Origin of the sequence: Bacillus xiamenensis (genome assembly GCF_001857925.1) — a bacterium.
Taxonomy (GTDB): domain Bacteria; phylum Bacillota; class Bacilli; order Bacillales; family Bacillaceae; genus Bacillus; species Bacillus xiamenensis.
Window position 1 is genome coordinate 2563202 of the sequence record NZ_CP017786.1, and the last position, 20540, is coordinate 2583741.

19 protein-coding genes and 3 pseudogenes are annotated in these 20540 nt (G+C 41.1%); 19 read left to right on the forward strand and 3 right to left on the reverse strand.

Going from position 1 to position 20540, the window contains the following annotated elements:
* Positions 1-15: 15 nt before the first annotated feature.
* The 3 genes from BK049_RS12945 (at position 16) to BK049_RS12955 (ending at position 2331) form a co-directional block, all read left to right on the forward strand.
* On the forward strand, positions 16-1371 hold the full coding sequence (locus BK049_RS12945) for a glucose-6-phosphate isomerase (protein WP_071168690.1): 1356 nt from the start codon (positions 16-18) through the stop codon (positions 1369-1371).
* A 310-nt stretch (positions 1372-1681) separates the two neighbouring features.
* A complete protein-coding gene (locus tag BK049_RS12950) occupies positions 1682-1900 on the forward strand; it encodes a spore germination protein (RefSeq protein ID WP_008358966.1) in 219 nt (72 codons plus the stop codon).
* A gap of 29 nt (positions 1901-1929) precedes the next feature.
* Positions 1930-2331, forward strand: coding sequence for a YugN-like family protein (locus BK049_RS12955; RefSeq protein WP_071168691.1), 402 nt, complete (start codon positions 1930-1932; stop codon positions 2329-2331).
* Here the strand turns inward: BK049_RS12955 and BK049_RS12960 are convergent.
* The gene (locus tag BK049_RS12960) at positions 2328-3314 is read right to left on the reverse strand and encodes a potassium channel family protein (RefSeq protein WP_008358962.1); all 987 of its coding nucleotides are present in this window, start codon (positions 3312-3314) and stop codon (positions 2328-2330) included. The genes BK049_RS12955 and BK049_RS12960 overlap by 4 nt on opposite strands.
* Positions 3315-3442: 128 nt before the next feature.
* On the opposite strand from BK049_RS12960, the gene BK049_RS12965 reads away from it, so the two are divergent.
* The 6 genes from BK049_RS12965 to BK049_RS12990 all read left to right on the forward strand — a co-directional run bounded on the left by BK049_RS12965 (position 3443) and on the right by BK049_RS12990 (position 7614).
* Positions 3443-3667, forward strand: a complete 225-nt coding sequence (locus BK049_RS12965) for a YuzI family membrane protein (RefSeq protein WP_008358960.1) — start codon at positions 3443-3445, stop codon at positions 3665-3667.
* A gap of 80 nt (positions 3668-3747) precedes the next feature.
* On the forward strand, positions 3748-4422 hold the full coding sequence (locus BK049_RS12970; RefSeq protein WP_034739202.1) for a zinc metallopeptidase: 675 nt from the start codon (positions 3748-3750) through the stop codon (positions 4420-4422).
* A gap of 48 nt (positions 4423-4470) precedes the next feature.
* Complete coding sequence (locus BK049_RS12975) at positions 4471-5763, forward strand: hemolysin family protein (RefSeq protein ID WP_008358955.1); 1293 nt, start codon at positions 4471-4473, stop codon at positions 5761-5763.
* A 133-nt stretch (positions 5764-5896) separates the two neighbouring features.
* A complete protein-coding gene (locus BK049_RS12980) occupies positions 5897-6298 on the forward strand; it encodes a secondary thiamine-phosphate synthase enzyme YjbQ (protein WP_071168692.1) in 402 nt (133 codons plus the stop codon).
* 12 nt (positions 6299-6310) lie between these two features.
* Positions 6311-7342, forward strand: a complete 1032-nt coding sequence (locus BK049_RS12985) for a nitronate monooxygenase (protein ID WP_071168693.1) — start codon at positions 6311-6313, stop codon at positions 7340-7342.
* Between the two features lie 23 nt (positions 7343-7365).
* Positions 7366-7614, forward strand: a complete 249-nt coding sequence (locus BK049_RS12990; protein WP_008358949.1) for a hypothetical protein — start codon at positions 7366-7368, stop codon at positions 7612-7614.
* Between the two features lie 21 nt (positions 7615-7635).
* Here BK049_RS12990 and BK049_RS12995 read toward each other — a convergent pair whose 3' ends face one another.
* Positions 7636-8376 (reverse strand): protein-glutamine gamma-glutamyltransferase, encoded by a 741-nt coding sequence (locus BK049_RS12995; protein ID WP_071168694.1) that lies wholly within the window; start codon positions 8374-8376, stop codon positions 7636-7638.
* A 339-nt stretch (positions 8377-8715) separates the two neighbouring features.
* Between BK049_RS12995 and BK049_RS20140 the strand changes: the two are divergent.
* The 8 genes and pseudogenes from BK049_RS20140 to BK049_RS13020 form a co-directional block, all read left to right on the forward strand.
* A pseudogene (locus tag BK049_RS20140) lies at positions 8716-9582 on the forward strand (cache domain-containing protein); the annotation flags it as partial.
* Between the two features lie 114 nt (positions 9583-9696).
* On the forward strand, positions 9697-10524 hold the full coding sequence (locus BK049_RS20145) for a methyl-accepting chemotaxis protein (RefSeq protein WP_406566800.1): 828 nt from the start codon (positions 9697-9699) through the stop codon (positions 10522-10524).
* A 134-nt stretch (positions 10525-10658) separates the two neighbouring features.
* The gene (locus tag BK049_RS20235) at positions 10659-12641 is read left to right on the forward strand and encodes a methyl-accepting chemotaxis protein (protein WP_071168696.1); all 1983 of its coding nucleotides are present in this window, start codon (positions 10659-10661) and stop codon (positions 12639-12641) included.
* 319 nt (positions 12642-12960) lie between these two features.
* Positions 12961-13857, forward strand: a pseudogene (locus tag BK049_RS20160) (HAMP domain-containing protein); the annotation flags it as partial.
* Complete coding sequence (locus BK049_RS20165; RefSeq protein WP_406566802.1) at positions 13849-14796, forward strand: methyl-accepting chemotaxis protein; 948 nt, start codon at positions 13849-13851, stop codon at positions 14794-14796. The pseudogene BK049_RS20160 and the gene BK049_RS20165, both read left to right, overlap by 9 nt.
* Positions 14797-15044: 248 nt before the next feature.
* Positions 15045-16007 (forward strand): annotated as a pseudogene (locus BK049_RS20170) (HAMP domain-containing protein); the annotation flags it as partial.
* Positions 15999-16952 carry a methyl-accepting chemotaxis protein gene (locus tag BK049_RS20175; protein WP_425304338.1) on the forward strand — a complete coding sequence of 318 codons (954 nt, stop codon included), beginning with the start codon at positions 15999-16001 and terminating at the stop codon, positions 16950-16952. The pseudogene BK049_RS20170 and the gene BK049_RS20175, both read left to right, overlap by 9 nt.
* A gap of 90 nt (positions 16953-17042) precedes the next feature.
* On the forward strand, positions 17043-17567 hold the full coding sequence (locus tag BK049_RS13020) for a type 1 glutamine amidotransferase domain-containing protein (RefSeq protein ID WP_071168699.1): 525 nt from the start codon (positions 17043-17045) through the stop codon (positions 17565-17567).
* A 78-nt stretch (positions 17568-17645) separates the two neighbouring features.
* Here BK049_RS13020 and BK049_RS13025 read toward each other — a convergent pair whose 3' ends face one another.
* A complete protein-coding gene (locus BK049_RS13025; protein ID WP_071169234.1) occupies positions 17646-18629 on the reverse strand; it encodes a Gfo/Idh/MocA family protein in 984 nt (327 codons plus the stop codon).
* A gap of 202 nt (positions 18630-18831) precedes the next feature.
* Here BK049_RS13025 and BK049_RS13030 point away from each other — a divergent pair, with 202 nt between their 5' ends.
* Both BK049_RS13030 and BK049_RS13035 read left to right on the forward strand, forming a co-directional pair.
* Complete coding sequence (locus BK049_RS13030) at positions 18832-19215, forward strand: membrane protein (protein WP_008358930.1); 384 nt, start codon at positions 18832-18834, stop codon at positions 19213-19215.
* Positions 19216-19288: 73 nt separating this feature from the next.
* A complete protein-coding gene (locus BK049_RS13035; protein WP_008358928.1) occupies positions 19289-20431 on the forward strand; it encodes an AI-2E family transporter in 1143 nt (380 codons plus the stop codon).
* The last annotated feature ends 109 nt before the right edge of the window (positions 20432-20540 follow it).

Genomic DNA, 20540 nt, shown 5'->3' on the forward strand with positions numbered 1-20540 from the left:
GAGGGCTTATAAGCGATGACACATATTCAATTTGACTACTCGAAAGCGTTACCTTTCTTTCAAGAACATGAGCTTACATATTTAAAAGATTTTGTGAAGGTGGCCCATCATCATATTCATGAGCAAACGGGTACTGGCAGTGATTATTTAGGCTGGGTTGATTTACCGAAGCAATATGATCGTGAAGAATTTGCCCGTATTAAAAAAAGTGCAGAGAAGATTAAGTCTGATTCTGATGTATTACTCGTTGTAGGAATCGGCGGGTCTTATCTTGGCGCACGTGCGGCCATTGAGTTTTTAAACCATTCTTTCTATAATGCGCTGCCAAAGGCCAAACGCAAGACACCGCAAATCATTTTTATTGGAAACAACATCAGTTCCTCTTATTTAACCGATGTCATGGATTTGCTGGAGGATGCCGATTTCTCCATTAACGTGATTTCAAAATCTGGTACAACAACAGAGCCAGCCATTGCGTTCCGCATCTTTAAAAAGCTCCTTATCGAAAAATATGGTGCTGAAGAAGCGAAAAAACGTATTTATGCTACAACTGACAAGGCGCGCGGAGCTCTTAAAACTTTAGCAACAGAAGAAGGCTATGAAACATTTATCATCCCTGATGATGTCGGTGGACGCTATTCCGTTTTAACAGCAGTCGGTCTATTGCCAATCGCTGTGAGCGGTGCAGACATTGATCAAATGATGGAAGGTGCTGCGAAAGCAAGCGAAGACTTCGCTTCATCTGAGCTCACAGAAAATGCGGCTTATCAATATGCAGTTGTCCGTCATGTTCTTTACAATAAAGGCCGGACAATTGAAATGCTGATTAACTATGAGCCAGGATTACAATACTTTGCAGAATGGTGGAAGCAATTATTCGGCGAAAGTGAAGGAAAAGATGAAAAAGGAATCTATCCTTCATCTGCCAACTTCTCAACTGATCTTCATTCACTTGGTCAGTATGTGCAAGAGGGAAGAAGAGACTTGTTTGAAACAATTGTGAATGTAGACAAGCCTTGTCATGAGCTGGTCATTGAAGCAGAAGAACAAGACCTTGATGGCTTAAACTATTTAGCAGGAAAAACAGTCGATTTTGTCAATAAAAAAGCATTTGAAGGGACAATGCTTGCCCATACTGATGGGAAAGTACCGAACCTGATTGTCACCATTCCTAAGATGGATGCTTATACATTCGGATATCTCGTGTACTTCTTCGAGAAAGCATGTGCGATGTCTGGTTACTTACTAGGCGTCAACCCATTCGATCAGCCAGGAGTAGAAGCGTATAAAGTGAATATGTTTGCTTTATTAGGAAAACCGGGCTTCGAAGAGAAAAAGGCAGAACTTGAAAGCCGTCTCAAACAATCTTAAGAACGAAAAAGCACACTTGTTAAAAGGTGTGCCGAGCGTGTAGACAAACCCTCGCATTCGGTGTCAGTCCTGCGTGCCGGTGCTCACGAATGTTAAATTCGCTCCGGTACTCGTCCTTCATAGACTGTAAAGGTTTTCAGATCACGCTGAAAAGAAGACAAAGGGCTAAAATAAAAATCATTTTAGCCCTTTGTCCACAATCTGAGCACACCTGTTAAAAGGTGTGCCTTTTTTTGTTTTCTCATGGTTCCAGTGCAAGCCTTCCGATGTTTTGAACATAGAATAATCAATGGAGGAGGTTGAAGAAGCGATGAGAACAAATCATATTTATATTCATGATATTTCTGGGCAGGCCATTGTTAACTTTGGCAATGTCGGGCGAATCTGTCCAATGAGTGCTGTGAAGGACACATCAGGAGCGGGCAGTGCGAATGAGACAAATGCATCATCCAGCCAGAGCTTGTTGGATGCCGCTTTTACAAACAATGTACAAATCACGAGGGGCAGATGTATGAATTCCTCTCTTTAACGAACCCTATACAAAAAGGAGGGTTCTGTATGATTCATGTACCATCCAGGCTGACTGGTGAAAGCTTCACACTATACCATCTAGAAGAAACCATGAAGCCGCTCGGATACGTCATCAATGGCAATTGGGATTATGATCACGGCTATTTCGATTATAAAATTGACAACCGTGACGGCTACACCTTTCTGAGAGTTCCATTTACAGCCGAGAAATGGCAGCTTGATCAGCCCGGCGTTGTCGTAAAAATGGGACATCCATTTCTCTTAAAGCATGTGTATCAAGACAAATTAGATGACCATGCAATGGTTGGAAATGTGGGGGCATCATTTAACCAATTCCAAGAGCCAAAAGAGAAAGATGGAGATGTGTCAAAGGCTTATACCGACATTGGCTTTTCACTCGTTAAGGAATTAGAAGACGCGCTGCTTTAAAGGCTGATTAGCTCATCCTCTGGGTGAAGCTCATATCCAAAGGGAGGATTCATCATGGGTCCTTCTTTTTTTTGTACACCTATAATGATCACATGATGCTCTAGAAAGTGATGGAGCGCTGTTAAGAATGTCTCTCCAGCTAATGAAGCCGGTACCGGAATGATGGTGATGTGTTTATGCAGTGTCATATGTCGTTTTTTCTTTAACGCCAGGAGCTGTTCTTTTAAAAGAAAATGTTCCACCATTAAATGATTGACGGCATCAGACGTGTGGATGACTTGATTGGCTCCAGCCCGCTCAGCATTTTTCACATAACGATCTGTTAAGATTTCAATTAAACAATATAACGAAGGATTTAACCCTTTTGCTGCGAGCAAGGTTAAGACGCTTTGCATATCGGCTGTCACTTCATTTTCATGCTGGTCTGCGGTAATCATTAGTGTATCTGCGCCCGTAATATTGGCTTTGCGCAGAGTCACATCTTCGGTACCATGTCCTTTAATAAAATGAACATTTTCTAAAAGAGGCCCTTCCTTTAAGGAGTCATCAATCAGCACAATCGGCATGGCGGGATCAATCGTTTGAAACGATTGAAGCAGTTTGTTTGTTTTCTCATTCCACCCGACGATGATCAGATGTCCTTTCCCTTTGAACGAAACCTTCCCCTCTACATAATGATGCTGTTTGCTAAACACAGCGGCGGCAAGCGTGGCAAAGTAAGCAGTGACAAAGCTTGCTCCGATAAAAATGAGCGCCATGCCTGCTACTTGCCCGGGCGTGGTTTGCGGCACAAAATCACCGTATCCAACAGTAGAAACTGTAATGAGTGCCCACCAAATCCCATCAAAGATCGTATGGTACTGCTTTGGTTCAAGTAACACGATTAATTGTCCAAAAAAGAGAAGTATGAAACAAATAATGATGGCAATGCGAAGAAAAAGAGGCCATCTTAGCCAAGCGATAAAGATACGGTTTGATTTCATCGGACTCGTCCTTTCAGGGAGACTGCTCATGTTCAGTATGCCCGATTGAGGAAACAAATTTTCATCTTCGTCATGTATTGAAACAGAAACCATATCTTAAAATAAGAGAGAAGAAGGAGGGAATGCGAATGTCGTTTGTTCAAAAGACCATACTTCTTTTTATCGGCGCACATTTTTTATCATCAGCTGTGATCTTGCTTGTATTTGACTTAAATGCGGTCAATCATTTTATGAATGATTTCTCATGGCTGCGCTTCTTTCAAGACCTATATGGAACGGTGACATTTTATACGGCATGCTTAGGAATGTTCTTTTTTTTCATTGGCGCAGTCATCCCCCTTAAAAAGACCTAGTGCTTTTTGCTGTACACGTTACATAAAAGTCATTAAAATTGTAAATAAATATATAAAATAAAAGGAAGCTGATGAGCATGCTGTTTTTTTATTTTTTAACATTTGCCGCATTGGGATTGTCATTTTGGGCACAATTTAAAGTGAAGAATAATTTTGAAAAGTATTCAAAGGTTGAAGCAGCCAGTATGAAAACAGGTGCTGAAACTGCTCGATATATTTTAGATCGCAACGGGTTATATGACGTACCTGTTGAACCGGTAAGAGGAACTTTGACTGATCATTACGACCCGACGCAGCGTGTGGTTCGTTTATCTGAACCTGTGTACTATGGCCATTCGATTTCGGCCATTTCAGTTGCATCACACGAGGTTGGACATGCCTTGCAGCATCAGGAATCTTATGGTGCGCTTGTCTTGAGACATAAGATCTTCCCTGTCGTGAACTTTGCATCTGGTGTTGCCCCGCTCCTTTTCCTTGGTGGAATTTTGCTCGGCAACCTTAACTTAATCGGGCTTGGGATCATTTTGTTCTCAGCTGCTGTGTTCTTTCAGCTAGTGACATTGCCTGTCGAGTTTAACGCAAGTTCTCGTGCAAAAGATATTATTGTTTCAGAAGGAATCATTAGAAGCAGTGAAGAAAGAGGTGTGAACAAGGTATTAAATGCTGCAGCTCTTACGTACGTAGCGGCGGCCCTTGTCTCCCTGTTTGAATTGCTTCGGTTTGTAATGATCTTCCTAAATGGCCGTAATGATTAATTGACGCCAGAGGAGGTGAGCCCTTACCAGTGTTAGGTAAGGGTTTTTTTGTATATTTTAAACGTATTTTTAGTCCTATTACTCATTGCTGCGACGGCATTTTTTGTTGTCACTGAATTTGCGATTGTGAAAATTAGAGGCTCTAAAATCAATCAGTTGATTGAAAGCGGTGATAAGCGAGCCATTCATGTTCAAAAGCTGACATCAAACCTTGATGAATATTTATCTGCCTGTCAGCTTGGCATCACCATCACGGCATTAGGCTTAGGGTGGTTAGGAGAGCCGACGGTAGAGCATTTCCTGCATCCGCTGTTTGAAAATTTAGGGCTTCATTCCGCGTTGATAGATATCATATCGTTTATCATCGCATTTGTGATCATTACGTTTTTACATGTCGTCGTTGGAGAACTAGCGCCCAAAACGATTGCCATTCAAAAAGCAGAGGCTGTCAGCCTTGTGACGGCAAAACCCCTTATTTTTTTCTATAAAGTCATGTACCCGTTTATTAAAGCATTAAATGGGGCTGCGCGAGGCATTGTGAAATTATTTGGTTTTCATTCTGTCAAAGAACATGAAGTGGCGATCAGTGAGGAAGAATTGCGTCTGATCCTGTCTGAAAGCTACGAAAAGGGCGAGATTAACCAATCTGAATACAAATATGTGAATAAAATATTTGAATTTGATAACCGAGTGGCGAGAGAGATCATGATTCCGCGCACCGAAATCTCAGCCATTGATATTGAGCAGACGCTAGAAGATGTGACGCATTATATGCTAAACGAAAGGTACACACGCTATCCTGTGATTAAAGAAGACAAAGATCATGTCATTGGTGTGATCAATAGCAAAGATGTGTTTAAAGCAAGCTTCCTCCATCAAGAGGTGTCCATTGAAGATTTAATGCGTCCTGTCATTCGTGTGATTGAAAGTACACCCATTCAGGAATTGCTTATTTTGATGCAGAAGGAACGGATTCATATGTCAGTGCTTGTGGATGAATACGGCGGAACAGCCGGGCTCGTCACAGTAGAAGACATATTAGAGGAAATTGTCGGAGAAATTCGGGATGAGTATGACCAAGATGAGACGCCGCATATTGTGAAAAAGGGCGACTTTCACTATGTGATGGACGGGAAAGCCCTGATTGATGAAGTCAATGATTTATTGGATTTAGCGATTGAGAATGATGATGTCGATACGATTGCAGGCTGGATGATGACGCATAAAATCGATTTTGACATTGGAGATATCATTGAAGCAGAAGGCTGTGAATTTAAAATCATAGATGCAGAAGATCATCATATTCGAACCATCGAAGTAAAAAAGGTTCACTTTTCCTAAAAACCTCGGAGCTATTGACGAGGTTTTTTCGCTTGGTAAACTTTAGGTGTGAGGATATTTGTGCCGATTGGTCGTGATTTGTTTCACAGCAAAAGGGTATGGTCTTATAGAAACGACAAAAAGGAGCAGTCATATGAAAAAAATCAATCTACAAACAGACAGACGAGATGACATGATAGACGTGACCCATGAAGTCCATCAGTATGTGATGGAAACAGGTATTCAAAACGGAACCGTCATTGTCTATTGTCCACATACGACAGCAGGCATCACCATTAATGAAAATGCGGACCCAGATGTCAAACGAGATATGCTGCGCCGGCTTGACGAAGTCTTTCCATGGGAACATCCAAAGGACCGTCATATGGAAGGAAATACAGCAGCACACATGAAGGCTAGTTATATGGGCGCATCTCAGCATGTTCTTGTTCATAACGGTGATCTTGTGCTTGGAACGTGGCAGGGAATCTATTTCTGTGAGTTTGACGGACCGAGATATCGCCACTTTTATGTTCAGGTGTCATCAAACGAGTAGGAGAGGGGAAAAATGGGGGAATTCACAGCTTTACTTCAAATCAAACATGGGATCATCCAAGCGCCAATGGCAGGAGGAGCCGTGACGCCGCAGCTTGCCGCAGCTGTTTCACAATATGGAGGTCTTGGCAGCTTAGCAAGTGGTTATGTACAGCCTGAACATATGCGGCAGCAAATCAGGCAGGTCAAACAGCTTACATCTCGCCCATTTCAAGTCAATGTGTTTGTACCTGAGCCGATTTCAGACATAAAAGCAGAAGATGTGTCATTTTGGGAGAAACGGCTGCCTCTATTACCAGAAGCACATAAGATGCCAAGCGAGGAGGAATTATGGGATGATTTTGAACAAAAAATCAACATTCTTCAAGAAGAAAACGTTCCTATTCTTTCATTTACATTTGCCTGTCCGAACGAACAAACCATTCATCACTTAAAACAAAAAGGGATCTTTTTAATTGGAACGGCGACAACAAAAGCAGAAGCGCTTCTTTTAGAGGAAAAGGGAATGGATGCCATTGTCCTTCAGGGAAGTGAAGCAGGAGGGCATCGAGGCACCTTTTTACCTTCAAAGGGCGATGCTTTGCAGGGACTCTTTAGTCTGATCTGTGAGGTTAGACCAGTATGTCATGTCCCATTGATCGCCGCTGGTGGTATCACAGATCGAGCCAGTATGAAAGCAGCACTAGCGCTTGGAGCGGATGCAGTGCAAATAGGCACACGGTTTTTAGCCAGTCAAGAAAGCGCTGCGGCAGAGGTGCACAAAAAAGCCATTTTACAGGCCGAGGGCAGTGAAACAGCGATTACAAGGCTTTTTTCTGGCAAAAGGGCAAGAGGCATTGTGAATCAGTGGATGGAGACAGAAAGGCTGAATGAGGAGAGGGTGCTTCCCTATCCAGTACAGCATGTATGGACAACACCAATGCGAAAAGCGGCAGCCGCTGCAGGAAGCGCTGATCAAATGGCTCTTTGGGCCGGACAGGGCACTGGCCGCATTCACTCGATTTTAACTGTTAAAGACATCATGCGTGACCTGACCCAAACATAAATTCATGACGGGGGTGTGATAGGGTGGAAATCTTAAACCATTCATACCGAAAAAAAGGACAAATCGAATGTCTATTTGATGATTTTCCGCACTCTCCAGCCGTCCTTACCCCCATTCGCCATTACTATTTCGTTCGTTACGTGAAATGGAGCAAGCACGATCCTCCGGTCACAAGAAACGATTTAGAGGAAATGGAAATCCTTGTGAACACAATGCTTGGCACGCTTCCAGACTATCGCAAACGTAAAGCATATAAAGGCCCCTTGTCATAACCTATAGACAAGAGGCCTTTTTTAGCTGCCAAACATTTGCCTGAGATAAATGACATCCATCCTGGTGGTCTGCGGCAATAAATAAGCGGACTGAACAGCACCTGGCCGCCTTCTGCTATTTAATTTGTCGATAATTTCGGCTGCTGTTAAAATCCCAAGTCCATGTCCGTAATATTGATCTTCTCCTAAGTAAATGACGTTTTCACCGCGCCACTGGGACTGCTGATAACTAAACTCCGGATTCTCGAAATATAAACAGTCCCCATAAATAAAGTCATTTCCACGCTCTGTATAAATCGACAATGTATCATAGTGCCAGTCATACAGTGTTAAACTCCGAAGCCTTCGATTGAATTTCTCGTCTCCTACTGTTTGCAGCACCCCCATATAAAACACAATGACAATCGCCGTTGCACATTCAAAGGCATACTTTGAGCCGTTTTCAAAAATGTCTTTAATCCCTGTAGATGGTTCGACTTGATAGCGCAGTTCTAATGCGCCTGCCTCTGATACCCGCCAAAATGCGTCATTTGCACGAGACCTTTGAAAGATCGCAAATGAGGCACCGCTTTTATTCAGATCTCTAGCTGCATTCATAATGTTCGATCTTAAAGTCACCTCAAATAACAAATCAGATGCTTGCCTATAGCGGAACGTATCATTTGAGGATTGTAACTGCATCGAGATAATCCGTTTTTGACCCTCTAGCTGAAACGATGCCAGCTGCTCATTTGTCATTGGCTGTCCTGAAAGGATAATCATATGAAAAGCGCCCCCTTTTGTATTAGCGTATGCGGGATGCTTGGGCAAGGAATCAATTTGTGAAAATAAACAAAAAAGCATCCTTTTTATTTGAAAAACATGAAAATAATATAAAGATGTCCGATATAAAATGTAACGCTTAAAAGGAGGAAAATCATGAAAAGTGCAATAAAATGGTTGAAAAAACCATCGATTTCAAAGAGATTGATTATCTCATTCACACTTGTTCTCGTCCTGCCGATCATTATACTCAGTACGATTTCATATCAAATTGCCAAGCAAAAATTAGATGATGAAATCATGTATGGCGCAAAGGCAAGAGTCAATGAGTTGAATGACATGATCGAGCAAAAGCTTTTGAACAAAGAAAATGCAGTAAAACTGTTTACCGAAGCATCCACTGCTGCCGATTTCAAAAAGAATAACCAGCATGAACTTTCTGAGCATTTTGAGATATATAGCAAAATCAATGAAGATGATGTGGTTGGATTTTATGCAGCAAGTAAAAAAGGCGACTTCATTCAGTTTCCTAAAGTAGATATGCCAAAAGGCTATGACCCAACGACACGCGACTGGTATAAAGCTGCGATGAAGGACGAAAACGGTGAGCCTGTTATCACCAATCCATACGTCTCTGCCACAACCGAAGGCATGGTCGTGACAATCGCTCAACGTCTGAAGGACGGGTCAGGTGTAATTGGGATTGATATTGATGTGCAGGATATTGTCGATAAAATCAAAGACATTAAAATTGGACGAGAAGGCTATCCCATTATTGCAAATAAAAACAAACAAATTGTGGCCCATCCAGAAATAAAATCAGGCTCTAAGGTCACAGGTAATATTTCATCTATCCTTTACGGCGGCAAAGAAGGAACAGCAACTTATGAGAATAAAGGAGAACAGAAGCGTCTCGTTTTTGTGACGAATGATTTAACAGGCTGGAAAATCGCTGGAACGATGTTTGTATCGGAAGCAGAAGAAGCAGCACAGCCAGTTTGGAATTCTGCCATTATTCTTTTAATTTCTTCATTTATTCTTGGCGGCATCGCAATCTTCTTCATCGTTCGGTCGATTACCATTGGACTGAGAAAGCTTGTTCATTTCTCAAATAAAGTGAGTGAAGGGGATTTAACAGAAACCCTTGAAACCAAATCGAAGGATGAAATAGGGGATTTGACAAGAAGCTTTAGCAAAATGAGTGAATCCCTTCGTGAAGTCATTCAAGCTGTCCAGCAATCTGTCGACAATGTGGCTTCGGCTTCAGAGGAGCTGACTGCAAGTGCCAGCCAGACGAGTCAAGCAACAGAACATATCACGATGTCGATTGAACAATTCTCAAATGGAAATGAAGCACAAAACGAGAAAGTCGAATCTAGTACGAATCAGCTTGTGCAAATGAATGAAGGATTACAAGGGATGTCACATACTTCATCTGAAGTTGCTGCTGTCTCGGTTCAATCGACAGAGGCTGCTGGACAAGGCGGACGTATCGTTGAAAGCACAGCCAATCAAATGAAACATATTGATACATCTGTGCAAGAAGCAGAACAAGTCATGAAAGAATTAGAATACAAGTCTAAAGATATTACGAGTATTTTAAATGTCATTAACGGAATCGCAGATCAAACGAATTTACTTGCACTAAATGCAGCCATTGAAGCAGCAAGAGCAGGTGAATCAGGACGAGGCTTCTCTGTCGTAGCGGAGGAAGTCAGAAAACTAGCCGTCCAATCCGCAGATTCAGCGAAAGAAATTGAAAAGCTGATCCAAGAAATTGTGTTAGAAATTGCTAAATCTCAAGATATGTTCAAAGCTGTCAATCGAGAAGTAAATGCAGGACTCGGCATGACAGAAGAAGCAAAAGAAAGCTTCCAGAACATTTATGAGGCGGCAGAAGGTATGTCGAAAAAGCTGACTCAATTAAATGATACAGCGATTGATTTATCAAGCGGTTCAAAGCTTGTCTCACAAGCCATGCAGGAGATGCGTCAAGTTTCAAGAGAAAGTGCAGCAAACATTCAAGACATTGCGGCATCTGCTGAACAGCAGCTGGCATCAATGGAAGAAATTACGTCATCTTCTGTGACACTTGCCAATATGGCAGAGGAACTAAAAGAGCTGACAAGTCAATTTAAAATCAATTAAAAAACGATGAAAAAATATCCAGAATTGTCTGGGTATTTTTTTTATTTTTAATTGTCATTTCCAGTCTCTAAAAATAAACCTTTTATCCGATAATAACTTTAGAGAATTAAAGGGGGAAAGAGAAAACGGGGAAAATGATCCAATGGTTTCAAAAACCATCCATTTCTAAAAAGTTAATTATTGCGTTTTTGGTCGTCCTCATACTGCCAACTGCTGCACTGACAATTAGTGCGTTTTTCACATCAAAGACAGAGCTGGACAATCAGATTATGGGAAGTGCCATGAGCCAGGTCAATGCATTTGATACCTTAATCAATGAGAATATTGGAAACAAAGCAGAGGCTGTGACACTGTTTGCAGATACTCTCAAGGCTTCTGATCTTCAAGAAAAAAATAGAAAAGCTACCATTAAAGAATTGCAGCAATATGGAAAAATTAATAACAAAGACGTATCTGCTTTCTATGCAGGTTCTGAAAAGGGCTTGTTCATGCAATACCCAGTCCAAAAAATGCCTGATGGCTATGACCCAAGAAAGCGTCCATGGTATCAAGAGGCAATGAGTGCTGAAAATGGTAAACAAATCATCACTAAGCCTTACGTAGCAGCATCCACAGGCAAAATGGTCATCACCATTGCCCAAAAAATGAAAGATGGCTCAGGTGTCATTGGTCTTGATATGGAAATTGACAGCCTGCTTCAAAAATTAAAAGAAATCAAAATTGGACAAAAAGGCTATGCCTTCATGATGGAGAAGGATAAAACGGTCCTAGCAGATCCAACCCAAAAGCCAGGAAGTCAAGTCAATGAAAATCTGGCGAACATCATATTTAAAAACAAAGAAGGAAGCGGCAGTTACACACTCAAAGGAACAGATAAAAAGGTTGCGTATGTGACCAATGAATTAACCGGATGGAAAATCGGCGGAACAATGCTCGTATCAGAAGTAGAAGATGCAGCAAAGCCTGTTTTTAATACAGCCATTATCGTGTTCAGTGTGACACTGATTGTAGCAGGAATCCTCATCTTCTTTATCGTCCGCTCTATTTCAAAAAGATTATCCAATCTTGCCAGCTTCTCCAAAAAGGTCAGCAATGGTGATTTGCGTGATAAACTTCAGATTCAATCAGATGATGAAATTGGACAAGTTGGTAAAGGCTTTAATGCGATGATTGACTCATTAAGATCCCTCATTGGTGCTGTTCAAACTTCTGTCGAAAATGTCGCTTCGTCATCAGAAGAACTGACCGCCAGCGCAGGACAAACAAGTAAAGCAACTGAGCATATTACATTAGCCATTGAACAATTCTCCAGTGGGAATGAAAGCCAGAATGATAAAGTGGAATCAAGCTCAGACGAATTAGAGGAAATGAACCGAGGTCTTCAGCATATGAATGAAGCGGCTGAATCCATTACCGCTTCATCAATCAAATCAACAGAGATTGCAGGGGAAGGCGGCCAGCTGGTTGAAAAAACAGCTTCCCAAATGAACGTGATTGATCAATCAGTGAAAAAAGCAGAGCATGTCATCAGTGCACTCGAAAGTAAATCAAAAGACATTACCCAAATTCTCGGTGTCATCAATGGCATTGCCGATCAAACGAATTTACTGGCGCTAAATGCAGCGATTGAAGCAGCGAGAGCTGGAGAATCCGGTCGAGGCTTCTCCGTTGTAGCAGAAGAAGTAAGAAAACTTGCTGTTCAATCGTCCAATTCAGCGAAAGAAATTGAGCATTTAATTAATGAAATCGTTCAAGATATTGATGTATCACAGGAAGTATTCACAGCAGTGAATCAAGAAGTTCAATCAGGCTTAAGCTTCACTGAACAAACGAAAGTGAGCTTCCACAACATTTTCGACATGACCAAAGAAATTTCAGATAAGCTCCAAACAATGAACGAAACGGTTGTCAAGCTGTCAAAAGGCTCTGCTCATGTTTCAGAAGCTGTCCGTGAGATTGCAGACGTATCACGTGAAAGCTCCGCAAATATTCAAGACATTGCTGCTTCAGCTGAAGAACAACTGGCATCAATGGAAGAAATCAGCTCATCTTCTGCCACACTCTCATCTATGGCAGAAGAATTACGCGATTTGATCAGCAAATTTAAAGTGGAATAGACAAAATGAGAAGAACCTCCAGCCCAGCCAGGAGGTTCTTTTGAATGAGTAAATCAAAAGAAATGGGTAAAATTACTCAAATCGCTTATCGCTTGAACATTAGACCTTGAAAAATAATTCATATTACCTAAGAATAGAAGGGAAAGACCACAAATCATAAATCAAAAGGAGTAGAATGATGAAAAAAATCAACTTTTTTAAGCACTTTACGATGTCAAAGAAATTAGTGACTGCATTCTTAGCGATTCTTCTAGTGCCAATTCTTGTATTGGCCGCATTTTCTTATGAAGTGGCTTCCAAGTCTCTCAATAATGAGATTATGTCTAGTGCTGCAAACGGGGTTAATCAATTAAACGAACTGATTAATAAAGATATACAGCCGAAGATTGATATGGTTTCATACTTATCCAAATCGATAAATAAGAAGGAAGTGACATCTAAGAACAAAGATTTACTCAAGGTGAAATTAGAGCAATTATCAGAAATAGATGACGATGTAGTGGAAGTATTTGTTGCAGATCAAAATGGTAAACTAACTGAATATTCCGAGATTCACAAAGGGAGTGGAAAGAGCGCAAAAAACGAAACATGGTTTCAACAATCCATGAAAGATGAAAATCTCATCATTTCAGATCCTTTTACGGAAAAATCATCTGATGACCTGCTCATCACAATATCAGAACAATTAGCGGACGGCTCTGGTGTGATTGGGATCAATATGCGAGTGAACACTGTCGTGAAAGATACAAACAGCATCAAAATTGGCCAAGAAGGTTATGCGTTTGTGGCTACGTCAGACAAACGTTATATTGCTCATAGAACGGCCAAGGCTGGGACGAAATTGACAGGTGACGCCAGCAAAAAGATGTATCTTAATAAAAAGGGCAATTTTGAATATGAATATGAGGGACAGCCGAAGCAAATGTTTTATGACACAAATGAAGTGACAGGCTGGAAGATCGCCGGGACGATGTATGTCAACGAAGTGAAGGAAGCAGCACAGCCAGTGCTTGATTTAACAATGATGATCCTTGCAGCTTCAATTATATTAGGTGGAATCGCCATTTATTTTATTATTAAATCCATTCGAAAACCACTGATAGAGCTCTCTGAATCGGCTGAGAAAATTAGTCAGGGAGATCTTACCCAGCATATTGAGGTGCGTACTCACGATGAAATCGGCAAGCTTGCACAGAGCTTCAACGATATGTCAGCAAAACTGAAACAAGTCATTCAAGCCGTCCAGAATTCGATTGAGAATGTAGCTGCCTCATCTGAAGAATTAACGGCAAGCGCGGGACAGACAGCCCAAGCGACCGAGCATATTACATCATCTATTGAACAGTTCTCAAACAGCACTGAACATCAAAATGATATGATCGAAAAAAGCTCTGTCCAGCTGAACGAAATGGATCGTAGCTTATCGCATATGGTCGACACGACCTCTCATATGATGGAATCGTCTATCGAATCTAGTAACACCGCTCAGGCTGGAGGAGAACTCGTTCAAAAAACAGCAGGCCAAATGAAAACCATTGAGCAGGCAGTGAAAGAAGCAGAGCTGGTCATTGCAGGACTAGAGCAGAAATCAAAGGACATCACAAACATTCTTGGCGTCATCAACGGCATCGCAGACCAGACGAATCTTCTCGCCTTAAATGCCGCGATCGAAGCAGCACGTGCAGGTGAGGCGGGAAGAGGCTTCTCTGTTGTCGCAGAAGAGGTTCGCAAGCTGGCAGAGCAATCAGGCAGCTCTTCAAAAGAAATTGAAAGCTTGACGAACGAAATAGTAGAGGAAATTGAAAAATCACAGAATATGTTTAAACAAGTAGCAGGTGAAGTGCAATCTGGATTAAACATTACAGATGAAACGAAAGTAAGTTTTGAGAAAATCACCCATAAAACATCAGAAATGACAGAACAAATGAAACAAATGAACGGATCAGCCAAAGAACTTGCACATGGCTCGAACGATATTTCACAAGCCGTCAATCAAATCAAAGAGCTTTCAAGAGAAAGCGCCGCAGGTTTCCAAGATATTGCGGCATCAGCAGAGGAACAGCTGGCAAGCATGGAAGAAATTAGCTCATCCTCCGCCACTTTGTCTCAGATGGCAGAAGAACTGAGAGAACTCATTAAACAATTTAAAATATAGGAACTATAGTGAAACACCTGACGCCAAAACGTCAGGTGTTTTTTTCCGTTCATTGCATATAATTTGGGTATTTTGAACTTATGTAGACTTTAATAAGTTAAAAAAGTAAAGAACATAGTAGTACTTCCGATATATATACTATCTCACTAAAAGGAGTTATCTTTTTTATGAAATTCATACAGTATTTCAAGAAGCCATCGATTTCAAAAAAACTTATTTTTTCTTTCTTATTTATTCTTTTATGTCCAATGATTGTATTGGCATTCTCTTCATATCATACGGCGAGCACCTCCTTAAATGATCAAATCATGGAAAGCGCAAAGGAAAATGTCGAGCAGCTAGATAAAAATATTACGAAGGTAGTAGAAGTGAAAACAGATGCAGCTGATTTCTTTAGCAAATGGATCACGGAGAAAAAGCTCAAGCAAAAAGGGACGACTGATATTCAAGGACGCTTTGAACAATTCATGAGTATGAATCATGACACAGAAGGCATCTTTGTTGCTTCAAGTGATGGCAAAGTGTTCTCAAGATATCCTAATAAACAAATGCCTGCTGATTATGTGGCAACGGAACGGGATTGGTATAAAGACGGCTGGGCGAAAAATGGTGAGCTGTCAGTATCAGCACCATATCCAACAGCGTCAACTGGTACACTTGTAGTTACGATTTCTAAAAAATTAGAGGACGGTTCTGGTGTCATTGCGATAAACCTAGACATTGCGAATCTAGTAAAAGAGTCAAATAGTATTAACATTGGTAAAAAAGGATATGCCTTTATCGGAAGTCCTGATCATACGTTTGTTGCTCACCCAACGAAAAAGGCTGGTACCAAAATGTCGGGCGAATGGATAAACAAGCTCTATTCACAAGATAAAGGGTCGATAAGCTATGAGTTTGAAGGCAAACAAAAGCAAATGGTGTTCATCACAAACAAGCTGACGGGCTGGAAGATTGCAGGTACGATGTTTGTGAGTGAAGTAGAAGATGCTGCGCAGCCAGTCTTTAACATGGCAGCCATTATATTAGCCGGCGCTCTCATCATTGGCGGTATTCTGATCTTCTTGATCATCCGTTCCATTACAAAACCACTCTCTATGCTTGTTTCATCTTCTAAGAAGATTAGTGAGGGAGATTTAACAGAAAGAATTGCTGTCCGGTCAAAAGATGAAATTGGACAACTCGGTACAAGCTTTAATGAAATGAGCGGGTCACTAAGAGATGTGATCCAAGCTGTTCAGACATCTGTTGAGAACGTGGCTTCATCGTCTGAAGAACTGACGGCAAGTGCAGGTCAAACGACAAAAGCAACCGAACATATTACATCATCTATTGAAGTATTCTCGAACGGTAACGAAAATCAAAGCGAAATGGTTGAACAAAGTGCAACCCACTTGAAACAAATGAACGAGGGACTAAATGAAGTCGCACAAACCTCTGATGTCATTACAGCATCATCTGTTCAATCAAAGACAGTAGCCGAAACAGGCGGACAGCTTGTTGAACAGACAGTTGGCCAAATGAAAACAATTGATCATTCAGTGAAAGAAGCTGAAAGTGTGATCAACGGATTAGAGCATAAATCAAAAGATATCACAAACATCTTAGGCGTCATTAACGGCATTGCAGATCAAACGAATTTACTCGCACTGAATGCAGCGATCGAAGCAGCACGTGCAGGCGAATCCGGGCGAGGCTTCTCCGTTGTAGCAGAAGAAGTCCGTAAGCTGGCGGTTCAATCATCAGATTCTGCAAAAGAGATTGAAAAACTCGTCAAAGAAATTGTCTCTGAAATAGAAACGTCTCAAAATATGTTCAAATCTGTGAATGAAGAAGTAAAAAATGGCCTATCAATTACAGACCAAACAAAAGAAAGCTTCTCACAAATCAATCAGCAAACGGCAGAAATTGCGACAAGAATCAATGAAATGAATACGACAGTTCGTGAGCTTTCAAAAGGATCTGAACAAATTTCTAAAGCAGTGAATGAAATTGCAGATGTATCCAGAGAGAGTTCAGCAAGTATTCAAGATATCGCGGCATCAGCAGAAGAACAGCTGGCATCAATGGAAGAGATTAGTTCTTCTTCGACGACGCTTTCCCAAATGGCGGAAGAATTGCGTGACTTAATTAAAAAATTCAAGATCAGTGAATAATGGAAAGTGGTTCTCCTCAAGGGGAACCGCTTTTCTTTTTAAGAGATGATCTCGTACAATAGAGGAAATCCGAAGAAAAGGAGAGATGTTATGCGTTTATCAAATAAGAAGGTCATTGCGTTAGTCAGTGATGATTTTGAAGATTTAGAGCTATGGTATCCCGTTTTGCGATTAAGAGAAGAGGGGGCAACTGTCCATCTCGTAGGCGAAAAAGCAGATCATGAATATATCGGGAAGTACGGAGTGCCAGCTGTATCAGATGCAGACTTCTATTCCATTCAAGCAGATGATTATGATGCGGTTCTCGTTCCTGGGGGATGGGCACCGGATAAACTGCGCCGATATCCAGAAGTATTAGACATCGTTCGTACGTTTGATGCAAAGGGCAAACCGATCGGACAAATCTGTCATGCCGGATGGGTGCTCATTTCAGCTGGTATCCTGAAAGGTAAAAAAGTGACGAGTACACCTGGTATTAAAGATGATATGACGAATGCTGGAGCGGAATGGTTTGATGAAGCCGTTGTGACAGATGGTCATATTGTATCAAGCAGACGCCCGCCGGACCTTCCGCCATATGTGAAAGCATTTGCCGATGTATTAGCGGCAAAATAAATGGAATCACACAGAAAAAAACAAAGGGCTAAAATAAAGATCACTTTAGCCCTTTGTTCATCAAATGCCTCATGACCTTTATCTGTCGGCAGGATATATAATGCCGATTTGTCTTCTCGCCTCGTCCATGACGGACATGGTTTGAACAGATAAGGCGAATGTATTGACCGGGGACTGCCACGTTTCTTGCAGGATACATTGAATAAAGTGAGCAAGTTCATAATACATGGCAGGCTGATCATCTTTGAGGGAAATGTCGGTTTCTTGCCCCTTTCGATCATGGATCGTGATACGAGAAGGGCGATGGAATTGATCAATCACCATCGTGGCATCCTCTCCTTGGATTTCAGCAGATAAATGAGATGTTGAGATTTTTGAATGAAAAAGAAGTGTTTGCTGCCCTTCATACTGTAAAAGTAACGAGCCGCTCCCATCCACACCAGAAGAAAGGGTATACCCTCTGGCAGTGATCTGATTTGGCAGTCCGAATAAATAGATGATTGGAAAAACGAGATACACCCCAATATCCATTAAAGAGCCATTGGATAATTCCGGCTTAAAGGCGTTTGGAATCTCACCGTTTCGGTAGGCATCATATCTTGAGGAATACTTACAGTAATGGGCGACCACTTGTCGAATAGGGCCTAGTTGATCAAGATGCTGTTTAATTTGAAGAAAATTTGGCAGAAATGTGGTTTTCATCGCCTCCATTAAGCAAACCTGATGTTTTTTTGCTGTGGCAATCATCTCTTCAGCCTCTTTTCGATGAGAGGCCAATGGTTTTTCACATAATACATGTTTTTGATGCTCCATCATCAATATGGCTTGCTCTTTGTGAAGGGCATTTGGGCTTGCGATATACACTGCATCAAATGCATCGCTTGCCGCCATTTGATGTAAGTTAGTAAAGACGGTATCAATTCCATATTTTTCGGCAAATGCCTGTCCTTTTTCAGCAGATCGCGAATAGACGGCCGTACAGGTAAAATCCGCTATTCCTTCACCAGCCTGTAAGAATCGATCTGTAATCCAATTCGTTCCAATGACAGCAAATCGAATCATGTGATTCCCTCCTTCTGCTTTTCTCTGATTATACATGCTTTGAAAGCGTTTGTATGAAAGAATATTCTTTTTTAATGAAAAGCGGATGAAACCTTTATCTAGGCTGATGCGTCTTACATAAAGGATATAAATGTACGAAAAGTGGGTAGTTTCTTCCTTCATTCGGGTAATACTCAGAAAGAAGGGAGAGGAGGAACCGAACATGAAGCGCATCCTGCATATAGGAAGTACATACGTCTTTGCGCTTTTATTCATAGCAGCCGGTGTTTTTCATGTGATAGAGCCGAGCGGCTTTGCCCGCATGATGATTGGATGGCCATTTCCATATGGAATCGTCTATGCGACCGCATGCCTGGAATGGCTGATGGGAGTTTTGCTGCTTTTGCCAAACGTAAGGGTTGTGGCAGCAAAAGTGATCGCTGTCTATCTTGTGCTCATTTTCCCAGCAAATCTATTTGCTGCAAGAGAGGGGATTCCATTTCCAGGTCAAGAGAGCACAGAACAAGCGTTGCTATGGATGAGATTGATTGGACAGCCAATTTTAATTGTATGGGCTATGTCCATTGCGAAACTGGCAAAAAGCTGAAACAATCATCACCCTATGAAGATCAAGTAGTGTACAATTTACTAATAAAATAGCCCGTGTTTGGAGGAACGATATGAATTCTATGCAAATGTGGAGCAGTCGGTTTAAAAAATTTTTTCTTGATAACAAGTTTGTTCTCTTTTTACTCATCCTGTTATTAATAGGGTTGAATATTCTTGTTTTCACGAAAACATCTTTTATTTTCACGCCGCTCATTGTACTCGTCAAAACCATTGCCTTACCGATTATTTTAACAGGGGTTGTGTATTATTTATTAAATCCGATTGTCAACTTGTTAGAAAGATTTAGAGTGAAACGGATCTATTCGATTCTGCTTTTATATATTGTCATTATTGGGATTATTACAGTGACCATCGTGTCTATTATTCCTTTTTTACAAGCACAAACGATGAGTCTGTTTCATAATCTGCCCAAATACGTTGACACGGTAGAAGAACAGATTAGACAATTAACAGGAAGCAACTTTATTAATCAAGTACAGAAGACGATGAACTTTAATGTATCTGAACTAGTCAGTAAAGCATCAAGTCAAGCAACGAAGATTTTGGAAAGCACTTTTACTGGGGTCGGAAATTTCTTAGGTGCGCTCACTGAAATTATCATCTCGATCATCACAGTGCCGTTCATTCTGTTCTATCTATTAAAAGATGGCAAAAAACTGCCAGACTATTTCTTGAAATTTATTCCGAATAAGTTAAGAGACCATACACATATCGTCCTCCACGAAATGAACCATCGCCTGAGTTCATATATACGCGGACAGATCATTGTCAGCTTCTGTATCGGTATTCTTCTCTTAATCGGTTATATGATTATTGGACTAGACTATGCCTTGCTGCTAGCCATCATTGCGGCATGTACAAGTGTGGTGCCTTACCTTGGTCCAACGATTGCCATTACACCAGCGATTGTGATTGCACTTGTTACGTCACCAGTGATGCTGCTGAAACTTATCATTGTCTGGACAGTTGTTCAGTTGATTGAAGGGAAATTTATTTCTCCGCAAGTCATGGGGAAAAACCTTCATATTCATCCGATCACCATCATTTTTGTTCTTTTAACAGCGGGTAAACTGTTCAGCGTAGTCGGCGTCATTGTCGCCATTCCGACGTATGCCGTTCTGAAAGTCATCACGACCCACCTATTTGATTGGTTCAAAAAGCAATCCAATCTGTATAAAGAAGAAAACGTTTGATGGCATAATCTTTTTAGAAAAAAATATAGTATCATAAAGACGAGCTTTCGAAAAAGGAAGCTTGTCTTTATGTGGACATAGATGTTTGGCCTATTCAAAAGATCAGAAT

Excerpts from the sequence above, each read along its gene's own strand:
- BK049_RS12945 (WP_071168690.1), top strand. The coding sequence starts at position 16 with ATGACACATATTCAATTTGACTACTCGAAAGCGTTACCTTTCTTTCAA.
- BK049_RS12950 (WP_008358966.1), top strand. The coding sequence starts at position 1,682 with ATGAGAACAAATCATATTTATATTCATGATATTTCTGGGCAGGCCATT.
- BK049_RS12955 (WP_071168691.1), top strand. The coding sequence starts at position 1,930 with ATGATTCATGTACCATCCAGGCTGACTGGTGAAAGCTTCACACTATAC.
- BK049_RS12960 (WP_008358962.1), bottom strand. The coding sequence starts at position 3,314 with ATGAAATCAAACCGTATCTTTATCGCTTGGCTAAGATGGCCTCTTTTT.
- BK049_RS12965 (WP_008358960.1), top strand. The coding sequence starts at position 3,443 with ATGTCGTTTGTTCAAAAGACCATACTTCTTTTTATCGGCGCACATTTT.
- BK049_RS12980 (WP_071168692.1), top strand. The coding sequence starts at position 5,897 with ATGAAAAAAATCAATCTACAAACAGACAGACGAGATGACATGATAGAC.
- BK049_RS12985 (WP_071168693.1), top strand. The coding sequence starts at position 6,311 with ATGGGGGAATTCACAGCTTTACTTCAAATCAAACATGGGATCATCCAA.
- BK049_RS12995 (WP_071168694.1), bottom strand. The coding sequence starts at position 8,376 with ATGATTATCCTTTCAGGACAGCCAATGACAAATGAGCAGCTGGCATCG.
- BK049_RS20145 (WP_406566800.1), top strand. The coding sequence starts at position 9,697 with ATGTCGATTGAACAATTCTCAAATGGAAATGAAGCACAAAACGAGAAA.
- BK049_RS20235 (WP_071168696.1), top strand. The coding sequence starts at position 10,659 with ATGATCCAATGGTTTCAAAAACCATCCATTTCTAAAAAGTTAATTATT.
- BK049_RS20165 (WP_406566802.1), top strand. The coding sequence starts at position 13,849 with ATGTCAGCAAAACTGAAACAAGTCATTCAAGCCGTCCAGAATTCGATT.
- BK049_RS20175 (WP_425304338.1), top strand. The coding sequence starts at position 15,999 with ATGAGCGGGTCACTAAGAGATGTGATCCAAGCTGTTCAGACATCTGTT.
- BK049_RS13020 (WP_071168699.1), top strand. The coding sequence starts at position 17,043 with ATGCGTTTATCAAATAAGAAGGTCATTGCGTTAGTCAGTGATGATTTT.
- BK049_RS13025 (WP_071169234.1), bottom strand. The coding sequence starts at position 18,629 with ATGATTCGATTTGCTGTCATTGGAACGAATTGGATTACAGATCGATTC.
- BK049_RS13030 (WP_008358930.1), top strand. The coding sequence starts at position 18,832 with ATGAAGCGCATCCTGCATATAGGAAGTACATACGTCTTTGCGCTTTTA.
- BK049_RS13035 (WP_008358928.1), top strand. The coding sequence starts at position 19,289 with ATGAATTCTATGCAAATGTGGAGCAGTCGGTTTAAAAAATTTTTTCTT.